The sequence below is a fragment of the Seohaeicola zhoushanensis genome, assembly GCF_014656415.1.
Taxonomy (GTDB): Bacteria; Pseudomonadota; Alphaproteobacteria; order Rhodobacterales; family Rhodobacteraceae; genus Seohaeicola_A; species Seohaeicola_A zhoushanensis.
Window position 1 is genome coordinate 31,302 of the sequence record NZ_BNCJ01000003.1, and the last position, 13,774, is coordinate 45,075.

Consider the following 13,774-nt stretch of genomic DNA (forward strand, 5'->3'; position numbering starts at 1 on the left):
GGGGCCGCCCGCGCGGCGCCCGGCGTTACTCGGACGCCGGGGCCAGGCCGGGAAGGCCGAATTCGCGCGCCACCGCATCGGCATCCTCGCCCAGCGAGGGCGGTGCCTTGCGGTAGGTCGCCGGGGTGCGGCCCAGCTTGATCGGGCTGGCGGTGCCGCGATAGTCCTCGCCGATATCGACGATCATGCCGCTGGCCCGCGTATGCGGATCGGTGATCACCTGGTCGACCGTGCGCACCGGCGCGCAGGGCACGCCCGAGGTGATGAGCCGCTCGGCGATCTCGGCCGCCGGGAATTGTCCCAGCCGCTCTTCCAGCACCTCGCGCAGCACCGGGCGGTTCTCCTTGCGCAGCGCATTGGTGGCAAAGCGCGCATCCTGCGCCGCCCCCTCAAGCCCCAGCACCGCGCACAGCTTGCCGAACTGGCCGTTGTTGCCCACCGCCAGGAAGACCTCGCCATCGGCGCAGCGATAGGTGTCATAGGGCGTGATGTTGGGATGCGCATTGCCCGCCGGCCCCGGCACCGCAGCGCCCATGTGCACATTGGCAAGGTGCGGATGAAGCAGCGACATCCCGCAGTCATAAAGCGAGGCCTCGACGAACTGCCCCTGCCCCGAGCGCGTCCGCTCCTGCAGCGCCAGCAGCACGCCTAGCGCCGCGTTCAGCCCGGTCACGATATCGACCACCGGCACGCCCATGCGCAGCGGCTTGCCGCCCGCTTCGCCGTTGACGCTCATCAGCCCGACCAGCGCCTGGATCGCCGCGTCATAGCCCGGCCGCCCACCATAGGGCCCCTCAGCGCCGAACCCCGAGACGCGGGCATGCACCAGCCGCGGGAACCGCTCGCGCAGACCCTCGCCGCCGATGCCCCACTTCTCCAGCGTGCCGATCTTGAAGTTCTCGATGAAGACGTCCGCGCCCTGCAACAGGTGCAGCAGCGCGTCGCGCCCCTCTTCCGCCGCAAGGTCCAGCACGATGCCGTCCTTGTTGCGGTTGAGCCCCATGAAATAGCTCGACCTGTCGCCCTTGAACGGCGGCCCCCAGGCGCGGGTCTCGTCGCCCGCCGGCGGCTCGACCTTGATCACCCGCGCGCCGTGGTCGGCCAGGATCTGGCCGCAATAGGGCCCGCCCAGGACCCGGCTGGCATCGATGACGACGATGCCGTCCAGAGCCCCCTTCATCGTATGTTCTCCGTCACTCGGCCGCGACCTCGGCCAGAACGCGGGTGCCCGCGTTGAAGTTGATGATCGGGCTGGCCTCGCGGCTGACCGACTGGCGAATCCGCCCGACGATCAGCAGATGCGTGCCGATCTGCTCGCGGTGGACGATGTCGCATTCCATCCGCGCCAGCGCGTCGGCCAGCTGCGCCGGGCCTTCGCCTTCGCGCAGCCAGTCGCCCTCGGCGAAACGCGCCTCGCCCTGCTCGGCCAGCATGAAGCCACGCAGCACCGCACGGTGCTCCTGGCCAAGGATATTGGCGGCGAAGGCGTCCTGTTCGCGCAGCACCGGCACCATGGACGAACTCTGATGCACGAAGAACCCGACCATCGGCGGCTCGGCCGAGATCGAGGTCAGGCTCGACACGATCATCCCGCAATCGCCCTTGGGGCCCTTCGCGGTGATCGCACTGATGCCCGCCGGCAGGGCGCGCATCGCGGCCCGGAAATCCTCGGAGGACACGATACCCCGTGCCTCGCCGAAGGTCAGATGCGCACGCACCCGGCCCGCCTCGTCGACCCAGCCCGCCTTGGCGGCATAGGCCAGCATCGCGGCGAAACCGGCTTCCCACTCGGCCTCCCCGGCATGGCCGGAGAGGAACCGCAGCACGTCGGGCGACAGGCGCACGTGGCCTTCGCCCTCGGGCGCGCCGATCCGCCGCAGCGCCTTCAGGCGCTGCTCTTCAGGCTGGGGATCGACCAGCACGTCGAGCGCCCGAAAATTCGAGGGCTCCACCAGGCTGATCGTCCCCGCATCCGTGAGGTGAATGCGCATCCTCGTCTCCTCAGGCCGCCGCCTTGGTGTCCAGCGCCTTCTGGACGGCGGGGATGATCCGGTCGCCCCAGAGCTCGATCTGCTTCAGCATGGTCTTCTGGTCGAAGTCGCCGAGCTGGGTCTGCAGCGCGATGTGCTTGGGCTTGAGGATCTCGATCTCGGCCAGCAGGCGGTCGATCACCTGGTTGACCGACCCGACCGGCAGGTTGGCCGCCATCTCTTCCAGGCTCATCTCCTGGTTCAGCGGCACTTCCTGCATGAGGTAGCCGTCGTCGGTCTGCTGGCGGCGCTCCTTCAGGCTTTCGGACAGGCGGCGCGCGAAACGGGCATTGTCGAGATAGGATTCGATCTCGGCCTTGTTGTCGCTGGCAAAGCCGCAGCGCAGGAAGCCCAGCTTGGTGTCATCGAGGTTGGTGCCGGCGGCATCGGCCGATTCCTCGAGCTTGCCGCGCAGGCCCCGGATCGCGTCCAGGCCGCCATGCAGCACGGTCACGAAGAGGTTGTGCCCCTCGCGCATGGTCCGCTCGCGCACCCTCGGGTTGCCGGTGGTCACCCAGATCGGCGGCATCGGCTGCTGCACCGGACGCACCGCGATCGAGCTCGGCGGGATGTCGAGGTAATTGCCGTGGTATTCAAAGATCTTGTTCTGCATCGCCAGCGGGATGACGTCCATGTATTCCTGGAACATCGGGCCCGCATCGGCGAGCGAGGTACCGAAACGTTCGAACTCGAACTCCTGGTAGCCGGAACCGATGCCCAGCTCCAGGCGGCCGTTCGACAGACCGTCCACCAGCCCGACCTCGGCCAGGAAGCGCGGCGCGTGGTAGAGCGGCAGGATGCAGACGGCGGTGCCGAGGCGGATGCGCGTGGTGCGCCCGGCCCAATGCGCCACCGTCATCAGCGGCGAGGGCGAGAGCGAGTAGTTGTTGAAGTGGTGCTCCGCGCACCAGGCGGCATCGAAGCCGGCCTGCTCGGCCAGGACGGTCTGCTCGACCGAGTTCTCGATGACCTCGTGCGAGCTCTGGTGATACCCGCGCTGCTGCGCCAGAGTGAAAACGCCGAATTCCATGGAATCCTCCCTGAATGAACTGATCCAGGGCAATTTACATTACTGCCAAACTAGTATTTAATCGCAAAACTGATCCTCACTGACCTGCACAAAATGGAGGTAATCATGGATCGACTTCGCGCCATGGAACTATTCCAGTCCGTCGCCCAGACCGGCAGCTTCACCATAACGGCCAACAAGTTCGGCATCTCGGCCACCTCGGTCTCGCGCGCGCTCTCCGATTTCGAGCACAGCCTGAAGGTCAAGCTGCTGCGCCGCTCGACCCGACATGTCGACCTGACCGAGGCGGGCGAGGAATATGCCCGCCACCTCGACGGGATCCTCTCCAGCATCAACGAGGCGCAGAACAGCATCACCGCCATCAGCACCGCGCCGCAGGGCACCCTGCGGGTGCATTCCCGCGTTATGTTCGGCGTCGGCGTGCTCACCCCGCTGATCGCCGGCTTCACCCGCAAGTATCCCGACATCCGCATCGAGCTGATCCTCGGCGAGGCCAAGGTCGACCTGCGCCGCGAACAGTTCGACATCGACTTCCGCATCGCCCCGCCCGAAGAGGCCACGCTGCGCCGCCGGATGCTGTTCCACAGCGAACGCCTGCTGGTGGCCTCGCCCGACTACCTCGCCCGCCACCCCGCGCCGCAATCGCCCGAGCAGGTGCCGGCCCACGCCTGCCTCGCCTACCTGCTGCCCGGCGACAACTTCGTCTGGCGCTTCCGCCTAGGCGAGGCGGTGCAGGAACTCGAGATCCAGCCGCGCCAGATCACCAACAACGGCATCGTGCTGCTCGAACTCGCCCGCCTCGGCGAAGGCATCGCCCTGCTCGACGACTATACGGTGGCCGAGGACATTGCCGCCGGCCGGCTGGTCCACCTGCTGCCCGACTACCGCGTCACCAACACCAGCTTCGAGGAGGGCATCTTCGCCACCATCCTCGACACGCCGATGGTGCCCGCCAAGATCCGCCTGTTCCTCGATTTCGTGGCCGAGCATGTCGCCGGCGGCAACCGCCGCTTCGACAACTTCTACGCCCGCCAGCTCTGAGCGGTCAGGCCGCGATCCGTGCCCGAGGCACCGGCGCGCCGGTGAAGCCGCTGCCGCGCACCCGCAACACCGCCCCGTCCAGCGGCCCCTCGGCCCGCAACCGCCCGCTGTCGCTGATCGAGGTCACGAAGATCTCGTCCATCTCCGACCCGCCAAAGCAGACCCCGGCGGGATGCGCCACCGGCAGCGCGATGCGGTGGCTCACCCGCCCGCTGGTGTCGTATCGCACCACGGCCCCGGCATGGACCAGCGCGGTCCAGAGCCCGCCCTCGGCATCGAAACAGCAGCCGTCGGGCGCCGAATCCAGCGCCGCCGTCTCGGCAAAGACCTGCGGGCCCGAGAGTTCGAACCCCGGCCCCACGGCATGGCTCCAGATCACCCGCGCGGCGCTGTCGCAGACGTGGAAACGCCCGTTCACCGGGCTGACGCAGGGGCCATTGGTGACACCTATCCCGGTGCCGATCCGCTCGAACCCGCCCTCGGGGGCCAACCGGTAAAGCCCGCCAAGGGGCGCCTCACCCGGCTCGCGGAAGACATGCATGGTGCCGACGACGAAACTGCCGTCCGGCATCGCTGCCCCGTCGTTCAGCCGCAGGTTGGGGTGGCTGTCCCCGATCCGGCCCAGTTCGACCATCCCCTGCCCCGCGACCGAGACCGCGACCACCGCCTCCTTCAGCGCGACGACCACCCGTCCATCCTCGGTCAGCGCGAAGCAGCCGCTCGGGGCCGGCACGTCGAAGCTGGTCAAGACAGCTCCTGTCACGCCATCCAGGCTCATGATCCGTCCGGCCCGGCAGTCCATGACCCAGAGCCGCCCGCCCGCCGCGTCCCAGCGCGGCGACTCGCCAAGCTGCGCCCGGCATTCTCCGAAACGTTCGATCTCCATGCGTCCCCACCTCCGGAATGTCCCGGAGCGAGACTAGAAGCGGCTACCCCGCAGTGCCATCGCGGCTTGCCGCCATTTCATGCAGGAGTGATCCGCGCAAAGCGCAGGGGCCGGTAGGCGGCGGTCAGAAATACCCGACCGCCGATCCCTTGGCCGCGGCCACCTTCAGAACGCCGAAGACATATTCCGCGACCGATCGGAAACAGATGATGCGGAAGCTCTCCTCATCCTCCAGCCAATAGGCCGCCGCCACTTGGGCGATGCGCGACCGTCGCAGGTCGCCGACGCCGAAGGCCTCGGGCGACAGGTCGACGGGCGACAGCTTGGCCAGCACCTCGCGCGCCTTCGGCCCCGACAGCCGCAGCACGGCGCGGGCATCCGAGACGTTCACCGCCAGCGCATGGGCCTTTCCCAGCGCCTTGGTCATCGCCGCGACCCGCGCGCCGACCTCGTCATAGGGGCAGAGCACCAGCAACTCGTCCGGCGACATCCACAGCAACGCTCCCTTGTCCGAGACGACGGCCTTGCGCTCCCCCGGAACAGCGCAGCCGGACCCGGCCAGCGCCGCCTTCTTCACCGCCGCCGCCGACAGGTCGCCGCGCAACGTGATCATGCCGCTCAGGCCGCAATCCTCGACCACGGCCAGCCCCTCGAAACGGGCGCCGCCCAATGCGCTGACAGCCTCAGACATTCTGCTTCTCCCCGTCCTTGTCGTAGACCACCGGATCGACGATCTTCGCGCTGTAGGTCTTGCCATCGGTACCCGGGAACTCGATCACCTCGCCCATCCGGTCGGGGCCGCGATGCACCAGCCCCATGGCGATGCCGCGCCCCAGCGTCGGCGAGTAATAGGTCGAGGTCACGCGCCCCTGCGTGTTCCGCTGGCCGTTGGCATTGCTGCCCTCGGCCACCGCATAGGCCCCATCCGGCAGCACCGAGCCGTCGGTGGTCTCCAGCCCGACCAGCTTCCAGCGGTCCGGGCTTGCCATGAACGACCGCTCCTGCGCCCGCTTGCCCAGATAGTCGTCCTTCTTCTTCGAGATCGCCCAGCCCAGCCCCAGGTCCTGCGGGATCACCGTGCCGTCGGTCTCGTCGCCGATCATGATGAACCCCTTCTCGGCCCGCAGCACGTGCAGCGCCTCGGTGCCATAGGGCATGATCCCGAACTCGCGGCCCGCCTCCATCAGGGTCTCCCAGAAGGCCAGCCCCTGCGAGGCCGGCACCGCGATTTCAAAGCTCAGCTCGCCCGAGAAGGAGATCCGGAACACCCGCGCCTGGAAGTTGCCGATTGCGCCGTCCTTCCAGTCCATGAAGGGCAGCGCCTCCTTCGAGAGGTCCATGCCGCCGAGCTTCTCCAGCACCTGGCGCGCCTTGGGGCCGACCACGGCGATCTGCGCGAACTGCTCGGTGAGGTTGGCGGTATAGACCTTCCAGTCCCACCACTCGGTCTGCAGCCACTCTTCCATATGCGCGTGGATGCGATCTGCGCCGCCGGTTGTCGTGTGGCAGAGGAAGGTCTCCTCATCGATCCGCGCCACCACGCCGTCGTCGATCAGGAAGCCGTTCTCGTTGCACATCAGCCCGTAGCGGCACTTGCCCGGCTTCAGCGTGCTCATCATGTTGGTGTAGAGCATGTCGAGGAACCTGCCCGCGTCCGGCCCCTTGACCAGCAGCTTGCCAAGCGTGGATACATCAAGCAAACCAACGCCTTGCCGGACGTTCTTCACCTCGCGGTTCACCGCCTGATGCACATCCTCGCCGCCCTGTACATAGGCAAACGGGCGCCGCCACTGGCCCACCGGCTCCCAGTCCGCGCCATGGGCGGCGTGCCAGTCATACATCGGCGTCCTGCGCAGTGGCTGGAACACCTCGCCCCGCGCCTCGCCACCAATCGCGCCCATCGAGATCGGCGTGTAGGGCGGCCGGAAGGTCGTCGTCCCCACCGCCGGGATCGCTGCACCCAGCGTATCAGCAAGCACCGCCAGACCGTTGATATTGCTCAACTTACCCTGATCCGTCGCCATCCCCAGCGTGGTATAGCGCTTGGTGTGCTCGACGCTCTCATAGCCCTCGCGCGCCGCCAGCTGCACGTCCGAGACCTTGACGTCGTTCTGGTAGTCGAGCCAGGCCTTCGCCCGCAGCCCCACCCGCGCCCGCGCCGGCATCATCCAGACCGGCTCGATCGCGCTCTCGGGCGCAGGGTCAGCCTTGACCGCGCTCGCCCGCTTCAGCTTGAACCCGGCCGCCTGCGCCGCCTTGCGCCCCGCCGCGAAGGCATCCGCCGCAATCGCCTCCAGCGTCATCGCGCCATTCGCCGCGCCGGTGGCCACCGCCATCGGCTTGCCATCGGCACCGGTCGGCGCGCGACTCTCGTCGGGGCGGAACATCGCCGCCGTGTCGTCCCAGGTCAGCTTGCCGCCGCAATGGCTCCAGAGGTGCACCGCCGGCGACCAGCCGCCCGACATGGCCACCGCATCGCAGGCGACCTCCTCCAGCGCGCCCCCGGCGCCCTGATGCGCGCAGATCTGCACCGCCTTCACCCGCTTGCCGCCGGTGACCTTGCCAACCGCCCGGCCACAATCGATCCGGATCCCCAGCCGCCGCGCCTCCTCCATCAGCGCGCCGCCCCCGGTCTCACGCGCGTCGAGGATGCGCAGCACCTCCACCCCGGCCTTCTTCAGCGTGATCGCCGTGCGATAGGCGTCGTCGTTGTTGGTGGCGACAATCACCCGCTCGCCCGCCGCGACGCCCCAGTTCACGAGGTAGTCGCGCATCGCCGAGGCCAGCATCACCCCCGGCACGTCATTGCCGGCAAAGGCCAGCGGCCGCTCGATCGCGCCGGTCGCCACAATCACCTGCTTCGCCCGGATCCGCCACAGCCGGTGGCGCGGCCCCTCGGCGCCCGGCACGTGGTCGCTGACCCGCTCGTAGCCCAGCACATAGCCGTGGTCGTAAAGCCCCGAGACCATGCAGCGCGCGCGCAGGGTCACGTTTGCCATGCCCTCCAGTTCCTTGACCAGCCGCTCGACGAAGCCATCCGTCGGCCAGTCGTCGATCCGCCCGCCATCGACCGGCGCCCGCCCACCCCAATGGGCGTTCTGCTCCAGCACCAGCACCCTGGCACCCGACTGCGCCGCCGCCTTCGCCGCGATCAGCCCCGCCACGCCGCCCCCGGCCACCACCACGTCGGTATGCACGTGGAAATGCTCGTAGGTATCGGCGTCCCGCTCCTTCGGCGGCTGGCCAAGGCCCGCCGACTGCCGGATGAACGGCTCGTAGACATGCTTCCAGAAGCTGCGCGGATACATGAACATCTTGTAGTAGAAGCCCGCCGGCAGGAACCGCGCGAGATAGCTGTTCACCTGCCCGACATCGAACTCCAGCGTCGGCCAGTGGTTCTGCGACCGCGCCGCCAGCCCGCCGAAAAGCTCGGTCGTGGTGGCCCGCTGGTTCGGCTCGAACCGCGCACCTTCGCCGAGGTTGACCAGCGCGTTCGGCTCTTCCGCCCCGCTCGCCACCACGCCGCGCGGGCGGTGATACTTGAACGACCGGCCCACCAGCATCTGGTCGTTGGCCAACAGCGCCGAGGCGAGCGTGTCGCCCTCGAAGCCCATCATCGGCTTGCCGTCAAAGGTGAAATCCAGCTTGGACGTCCGGTCGATCAGACGGCCATACGTGGCCAGGCGCGCGCTCATATCTCGGCCCCCTTGTTGTTCGCTTCCATGTCGCTCACCCGAGATCCCGCCAGCGCCAGCCGGGCACGGCGGCGCTGATCGTCTTGAGAATGTCCTTGGGCGGCACGCTCACCTGTGCCGGATAGGTGCCGTAGACCTCCAGCGTCGCCGTGTTGCGCGCCGCGTGGAACCACTTGCCGCAGCCGTAGCTGTGGCGCCAGCGCTCGAAATGCACCCCCTTGGGGTTTTCGCGCGCAAAGAGATAGCCCTCGAAGCTCTCGTCGTCCGCGCCGGGGCCGAAGCGCTTGAGATGCGCCTCGCCTCCCGCGCTCAACTCGGTCTCGTCGGCCTTCACGCCGCAATAGGGACATTCCAGGATCAGCATGACGTCATCCTTTCGCAGGCAGGGTTGCGACGTGTGATAGCGAGAGTTCGGTCAGCGCCGCGCGGGTGGCCTCATCCTCGAAGCCGCCGGCGTCGAGTTCCACCATCCCGCCCATCGGCCGGCCGGTGAAGGACAGCGGCGCGGCGCCAAGCGCCAGCGCCTCGGCCTCGCGCGTCTTGCCGGGGCGGTAGAAGGCCATGTCGCGCGCGACGCCGCAGACCATGTTGCCGTGAAGCAGGAAGCACAGCCCGCCGAACATGCGCTTTTCCGAAAGGCCGGGCTGAAAGCCCAGGTCGGCGCGCATCCGCTCGGCCATGGCGGCATCAAAGGGCATGGGGCAAATCCTCCATGCACAAACGAAAAGGGATGGGCACGAGGTAATCGCCCATCCCGAACTCGTGAAGATACTGTATTGTTCCGGCGTCAGTTGCCGGTGACTGTTCCCTCCACGGCCTTGCCGCCGGGGAGTTCGATACGAATGTCCGGTTGATCTGTTCCCGGCAGCTTGCCGCCGAAGATGATCCAGCCCAGCACCAGCAGGGCGACGACCACGCCGCCGAGGATGAAGGCCAGGGCGCCGTTGCCGCCCGATAGGGTGCTATGAGTTTGATCCGACATTTCCTGCTCCGTTTATCGGTATTCGACAGGCAAACGCCTGCACGGGCAGAAGAGTTCCCGAAATCGTGAGAAATTCTGATTTCTTTTCCGCCCCCGACAGGGGTGCCGGAAAGCGGAACGGCAAGCGGCCGCCCGGCATGGGGCGGCCGCGATCCTGCAGCAGGATGGTGCGCAGGATTGCCTGCGTCAGTTACCCGAAGGTGCGGCCGGAACGGCAGGCACAGTGGTCGACTCGGTGGTGTCAGCCGGAGCGGTTGCTTCCGGAGCCGGAGCGGTCGTGTTGCTGCCGGTGCCGGCGTCAGGCGTGATGGTCGCCGGGGCTGCCGGGGCCTCGATGGTGACGCTGTTGTTCTCGGTTGCAGGCACCGTGGTGACGGCGTCATCGCCTGCGCCCATGCTGAACAGCCAGATGAGCACGAGAAGGGCGACGACGATGCCGCCGATGATGAATGCGCCTGCGCCGGTGCCCTCGTTGGTGACAACCCGGTCACGTTCGACATAGGTGCTGTGGACATCCTGGTTTGCCATGATCTTGTCTCCAATCCGTTTGCGATTGCAGACATAACCAAGGTGCCCCCGGTGGGGTTCCGGCAGGGTTCCACCATGCGCAGAACTCCGCCACCCGCCCCGGAATTCCACGAGAATTCCGGTCCAATTTCCTGCGAGGAAATTGGCTCGCCCGCGCCCCGGCGGACACGCAGGCCGGATTTCTCGCAGAAATCCGGACAAATTTCCTCGAAGGAAATTTGCATCAGTGCGCCACCCCCGCCGCAACGCTCTCGTCGATGAAGCGGCCCTCGCGGAAGCGGCTGAGCGAGAACTCGGCCGCCAGCGGCGAGGCCCCGGTCGCCATCAGCTCGGCCATCGCCCAGCCCGAGCCGGGGATCGCCTTGAACCCGCCGGTGCCCCAGCCGCAGTTGACGAAGCAGCCCTCCAGCGGGGTCTTGGACAGGATGGGCGAACGGTCGCCGGTCATGTCGACGATGCCGCCCCATTGGCGCAGCATCTTCAGCCGCGAGATCATCGGGAAGGTCTCGATCAGCGCGCGCACGGTCTCCTCGATGTGGTGGAAGCTGCCGCGCTGGGTATAGTTGTTGAACCCGTCGGTGCCGCCGCCGATCACCATCTCGCCCTTGTCGGACTGGCTCATGTAGCCGTGCACCGTGTTGGCCATCACCACCACGTCCATGCAGGGCTTGATCGGCTCGCTCACCAGCGCCTGCAGCGCCAGCGATTCAATCGGCAGCCGGAACCCCGCCATCTGCGCCAGCACGCTGGAGTGCCCGGCGACCACGATGCCCAGCTTGGCGCAGTCGATCGCGCCCTTGGTGGTCTCGACGCCCCGCACCTGGCCGTTCTCGGTCCGCACCCCGGTAACTTCGCACTGCTGGATGATGTCCATGCCCATCGCAGAACAGGCCCGCGCATAGCCCCAGGCCACCGCGTCATGCCGCGCGGTCCCGCCCCTCGGCTGCCAGAGCGCCCCCAGCACCGGATAGCGCGGCCCCTCCAGGTGGATGATCGGCACCAGCTCCTTGACCCGTGCCGGCGAGATGAACTCGGTCGCCACGCCCTGCAGCAGGTTGGCGTGCGCCGTGCGCTTGTAGCCGCGCACCTCGTGCTGCGTCTGCGCCAGCATCATCACGCCGCGCGGGCTGAACATCACGTTGTAGTTCAGGTCCTGGCTCATCGTCTCGTACAGGCTGCGCGCCTTCTCGTAGATCGCCGCCGAGGCATCCTGGAGATAGTTCGACCGGATGATCGTGGTGTTGCGCCCGGTATTGCCGCCGCCCAGCCAGCCCTTCTCGATCACCGCAACATTGGTGATCCCGAAGTTCTTGCCCAGGTAATAGGCCGTCGCCAGCCCGTGCCCCCCGGCCCCGACGATCACCACGTCGTACCGCCGCTTCGGCGCGGGACTGCGCCAGGCGCGCTCCCAGCCGGTGTGATGCCTCAACGCCTCGCGCGCCACAGCGAACACGGAATATCGCTTCATCGGTCGGGCCCCCACGCATGGATTCGCATCAGTTTACCTTCTCCCCTGCTTCTGCGCGACAGGGCCAAAAAGAGGATACCCCGCGCGGCATTTCCCACGACATTTGCGACATGGCGCGCTTTTGCCGCGGCGCCTCGCAGCCTCGTGAAACATTCGCCCTTTTGTCAGGCCCCCCGCGCGGTTATCTGGACCAAACCGCCGGAGCCGCCATGACCTTCTGGATACTCGCCCTGCTGATCGCCCTCGCCGCCGCCGGCCTGCCCGCGCTTGCCCTGCTGCGCGCCCGCACCGCCGCCGCCGATGCGCCGGCCGCCTTCGACCTCGCCGTCTACCGCGGCCAGCTGGCCGAGGTCGACCGCGACCTCGCCCGCGGCGTGATCGGCCCCGAGGACGCCGAGCGCGTGCGCGCCGAGATCGGCCGCCGCGTGCTCGCCGCCGATGCCGAGCGCCAGGCCGCAGCCCCAGTCGCCGCCACCGCGACGACCCCGCTGCTCGCCGGCGCGCTGGTGCTCGCCCTCGCGGCGGGCAGCCTCGCGCTCTACAACCGCCTCGGCGCGCCCGGCTATCCCGACCTCTCGCTCAAGGCCCGCATCGCCGCCGCCGACACGCTGCGCCAGAGCCGCCCCGGCCAGGCCGAGGCCGAGGCCCAGGCCCCCGCCGCGCCGCCGCTGGCCAATCCCGGTCCCGACTACCTCGCCCTGGTGCAGAAGCTGCGCGACACCGTCGCCGCCCGCCCCGACGATCTCGAGGGCCACAGCCTGCTGGCCCGCCACGAGGTCGCCACCGGCAACATGACCGCCGCCTATGCCGCGCAGAAGCGGGTGATCGAGCTCAAGGGCGACAATGCCACCGCGCAGGATTACACGACGCTGGCCGACATGCTGATCCTCGCCGCCGGCGGCTATGTCTCGCCCGAGGCCGAACGGGCGCTCGACGCCGCGCTGGCGCGCGAACCCGCCAATGGCATCGCCCGCTACTATACCGGCCTGATGATGGCCCAGACCGGGCGGCCCGACATCGCCTTCCGGATCTGGAACCAGCTGCTGAGCCAGAGCCGGCCGGACGCGCCCTGGGTCGCCCCGATCCGCGGCCAGATCGAGGAGGCCGCCGCCCGCGCTGGGGTCGATTACGAACTGCCGCCGCTTCCGGGCGACAGGGGCCCCACCGCCGCCGACGTGCAGGCCGCCGCCGGCATGAATGCCGGCGACCGGCAGGAGATGATCCGCGGCATGGTCGAGGGCCTCGCCGCCCGGCTGGCCGAGGAAGGCGGGCCGCCGGCCGAATGGGCCAAGCTCATCAACGCGCTCGGCGTGCTGGGCGAGACCGACCGCGCCCGCGCCATCGCCGCCGAGGCCCGCACCGCCTTCAACGGCGATGCCGCCGCGCTGGAACAGATCGAGGCCGCCGCCCGCGCCGCCGGGGTGGCGGAATGATCCACGACGCCTTCGCCGATTTCGCCGCCGCCTGCCCGCGCAACCGCGCGCTGATGGGGCTGGATTTCGGCGAGAAGACCATCGGCGTCGCGGTCTCCGACCTCGCCGGCATGGTCGCCAGCCCGCTGGAAACAGTGCGGCGCAAGAAGTTCACCCTCGATGCCGCCCGCCTCGCCGAGCTGGTGCAGGGCCGCGCCATCGGCGCCATCGTGCTCGGCCTGCCGCTGAACATGGACGGCTCCGAAGGCCCGCGCTGCCAGAAGACCCGCGCCTTCGCCCGCAACCTCTCGGGCGTGCTCGACCTGCCCATCGGCTTCTGGGACGAACGGCTCAGCACCGTCGCGGCAGAACGCGCCCTTCTCGAGGCCGACACCTCGCGAAAGCGCCGCGCCGAGGTCATCGACCACGTCGCCGCCGGCTATATCCTGCAGGGCGCCCTGGACCGCCTCCGCCACCTGCGCGGCTGACCCCCGACACGCATTTCAAGACAGAGCCGTTCCCCTCTCCCCTCGGGGGAGAGGGCCAGGGTGAGGGGTTCCGCCCCCTCCACCCAAACCACCATTCCCGCAAAAGCCCTCCCCTCTCCCCTCGGGGGAGAGCGCCAGGGTGAGGGGACGCCACCCCCTCCACCCAAACCACAATTCCGCCAAAAGCCCTCCCCTCTCCCCTCGGGGGAGAGGG

14 protein-coding genes are annotated in these 13,774 nt (G+C 68.4%); 3 read left to right on the top strand and 11 right to left on the bottom strand.

What is annotated here, in order from left to right; genetic code table 11:
* Positions 1-25: 25 nt before the first annotated feature.
* The 3 genes from IE266_RS07865 to IE266_RS07875 are packed head-to-tail and all read right to left on the bottom strand — an operon-like array spanning position 26 to position 3,060.
* On the bottom strand, positions 26-1,180 hold the full coding sequence (locus tag IE266_RS07865) for a CaiB/BaiF CoA transferase family protein (protein ID WP_189679521.1): 1,155 nt from the start codon (positions 1,178-1,180) through the stop codon (positions 26-28).
* A 13-nt stretch (positions 1,181-1,193) separates the two neighbouring features.
* A complete protein-coding gene (locus IE266_RS07870; RefSeq protein ID WP_189679522.1) occupies positions 1,194-1,991 on the bottom strand; it encodes a flavin reductase family protein in 798 nt (265 codons plus the stop codon).
* A gap of 10 nt (positions 1,992-2,001) precedes the next feature.
* Entirely contained in the window at positions 2,002-3,060 is a 1,059-nt protein-coding gene (locus IE266_RS07875) for an LLM class flavin-dependent oxidoreductase (RefSeq protein WP_189679523.1), read from the bottom strand.
* A gap of 105 nt (positions 3,061-3,165) precedes the next feature.
* Here IE266_RS07875 and IE266_RS07880 point away from each other — a divergent pair, with 105 nt between their 5' ends.
* The gene (locus IE266_RS07880; protein WP_189679524.1) at positions 3,166-4,101 is read left to right on the top strand and encodes a LysR family transcriptional regulator; all 936 of its coding nucleotides are present in this window, start codon (positions 3,166-3,168) and stop codon (positions 4,099-4,101) included.
* Positions 4,102-4,105: 4 nt separating this feature from the next.
* On the opposite strand, the gene IE266_RS07885 is transcribed toward IE266_RS07880, so the two are convergent.
* From IE266_RS07885 to IE266_RS07920, 8 genes are all read right to left on the bottom strand, one after another.
* Complete coding sequence (locus IE266_RS07885; RefSeq protein ID WP_189679525.1) at positions 4,106-4,987, bottom strand: SMP-30/gluconolactonase/LRE family protein; 882 nt, start codon at positions 4,985-4,987, stop codon at positions 4,106-4,108.
* A gap of 124 nt (positions 4,988-5,111) precedes the next feature.
* Positions 5,112-5,678 (bottom strand): sarcosine oxidase subunit gamma, encoded by a 567-nt coding sequence (locus IE266_RS07890; RefSeq protein WP_189679526.1) that lies wholly within the window; start codon positions 5,676-5,678, stop codon positions 5,112-5,114.
* A complete protein-coding gene (locus tag IE266_RS07895) occupies positions 5,671-8,682 on the bottom strand; it encodes a sarcosine oxidase subunit alpha family protein (protein ID WP_189679527.1) in 3,012 nt (1,003 codons plus the stop codon). Before IE266_RS07895 ends, IE266_RS07890 begins: the two co-directional genes overlap by 8 nt.
* A gap of 34 nt (positions 8,683-8,716) precedes the next feature.
* Positions 8,717-9,046: a sarcosine oxidase subunit delta gene (locus IE266_RS07900; protein WP_189679528.1), complete on the bottom strand. Its 330-nt coding sequence runs from the start codon at positions 9,044-9,046 to the stop codon at positions 8,717-8,719.
* Between the two features lie 4 nt (positions 9,047-9,050).
* Complete coding sequence (locus IE266_RS07905) at positions 9,051-9,380, bottom strand: TfoX/Sxy family protein (protein ID WP_189679529.1); 330 nt, start codon at positions 9,378-9,380, stop codon at positions 9,051-9,053.
* 89 nt (positions 9,381-9,469) lie between these two features.
* Positions 9,470-9,664: a hypothetical protein gene (locus IE266_RS07910; protein ID WP_189679530.1), complete on the bottom strand. Its 195-nt coding sequence runs from the start codon at positions 9,662-9,664 to the stop codon at positions 9,470-9,472.
* Positions 9,665-9,850: 186 nt separating this feature from the next.
* On the bottom strand, positions 9,851-10,192 hold the full coding sequence (locus tag IE266_RS07915; protein WP_189679531.1) for a hypothetical protein: 342 nt from the start codon (positions 10,190-10,192) through the stop codon (positions 9,851-9,853).
* Between the two features lie 223 nt (positions 10,193-10,415).
* Positions 10,416-11,660, bottom strand: coding sequence for a sarcosine oxidase subunit beta family protein (locus IE266_RS07920; protein WP_189679532.1), 1,245 nt, complete (start codon positions 11,658-11,660; stop codon positions 10,416-10,418).
* Positions 11,661-11,869: 209 nt separating this feature from the next.
* Between IE266_RS07920 and ccmI the strand changes: the two genes are divergently transcribed.
* On the top strand, positions 11,870-13,093 hold the full coding sequence (gene ccmI / locus IE266_RS07925; RefSeq protein ID WP_189679533.1) for a c-type cytochrome biogenesis protein CcmI: 1,224 nt from the start codon (positions 11,870-11,872) through the stop codon (positions 13,091-13,093).
* Positions 13,090-13,560, top strand: a complete 471-nt coding sequence (gene ruvX, locus IE266_RS07930; RefSeq protein ID WP_189679534.1) for a Holliday junction resolvase RuvX — start codon at positions 13,090-13,092, stop codon at positions 13,558-13,560. Before ccmI ends, ruvX begins: the two co-directional genes overlap by 4 nt.
* The last annotated feature ends 214 nt before the right edge of the window (positions 13,561-13,774 follow it).

What these genes read in the sequence shown, in the direction of transcription:
- IE266_RS07910 (WP_189679530.1), bottom strand. Translation starts at nt 9,664, where the DNA reads ATGTCGGATCAAACTCATAGCACCCTATCGGGCGGCAACGGCGCCCTG.
- IE266_RS07885 (WP_189679525.1), bottom strand. Translation starts at nt 4,987, where the DNA reads ATGGAGATCGAACGTTTCGGAGAATGCCGGGCGCAGCTTGGCGAGTCG.
- IE266_RS07865 (WP_189679521.1), bottom strand. Translation starts at nt 1,180, where the DNA reads ATGAAGGGGGCTCTGGACGGCATCGTCGTCATCGATGCCAGCCGGGTC.
- IE266_RS07880 (WP_189679524.1), top strand. Translation starts at nt 3,166, where the DNA reads ATGGATCGACTTCGCGCCATGGAACTATTCCAGTCCGTCGCCCAGACC.
- ccmI (WP_189679533.1), top strand. Translation starts at nt 11,870, where the DNA reads ATGACCTTCTGGATACTCGCCCTGCTGATCGCCCTCGCCGCCGCCGGC.
- IE266_RS07875 (WP_189679523.1), bottom strand. Translation starts at nt 3,060, where the DNA reads ATGGAATTCGGCGTTTTCACTCTGGCGCAGCAGCGCGGGTATCACCAG.
- IE266_RS07900 (WP_189679528.1), bottom strand. Translation starts at nt 9,046, where the DNA reads ATGCTGATCCTGGAATGTCCCTATTGCGGCGTGAAGGCCGACGAGACC.
- IE266_RS07870 (WP_189679522.1), bottom strand. Translation starts at nt 1,991, where the DNA reads ATGCGCATTCACCTCACGGATGCGGGGACGATCAGCCTGGTGGAGCCC.
- IE266_RS07895 (WP_189679527.1), bottom strand. Translation starts at nt 8,682, where the DNA reads ATGAGCGCGCGCCTGGCCACGTATGGCCGTCTGATCGACCGGACGTCC.
- IE266_RS07920 (WP_189679532.1), bottom strand. Translation starts at nt 11,660, where the DNA reads ATGAAGCGATATTCCGTGTTCGCTGTGGCGCGCGAGGCGTTGAGGCAT.
- IE266_RS07915 (WP_189679531.1), bottom strand. Translation starts at nt 10,192, where the DNA reads ATGGCAAACCAGGATGTCCACAGCACCTATGTCGAACGTGACCGGGTT.
- IE266_RS07890 (WP_189679526.1), bottom strand. Translation starts at nt 5,678, where the DNA reads ATGTCTGAGGCTGTCAGCGCATTGGGCGGCGCCCGTTTCGAGGGGCTG.
- IE266_RS07905 (WP_189679529.1), bottom strand. Translation starts at nt 9,380, where the DNA reads ATGCCCTTTGATGCCGCCATGGCCGAGCGGATGCGCGCCGACCTGGGC.
- ruvX (WP_189679534.1), top strand. Translation starts at nt 13,090, where the DNA reads ATGATCCACGACGCCTTCGCCGATTTCGCCGCCGCCTGCCCGCGCAAC.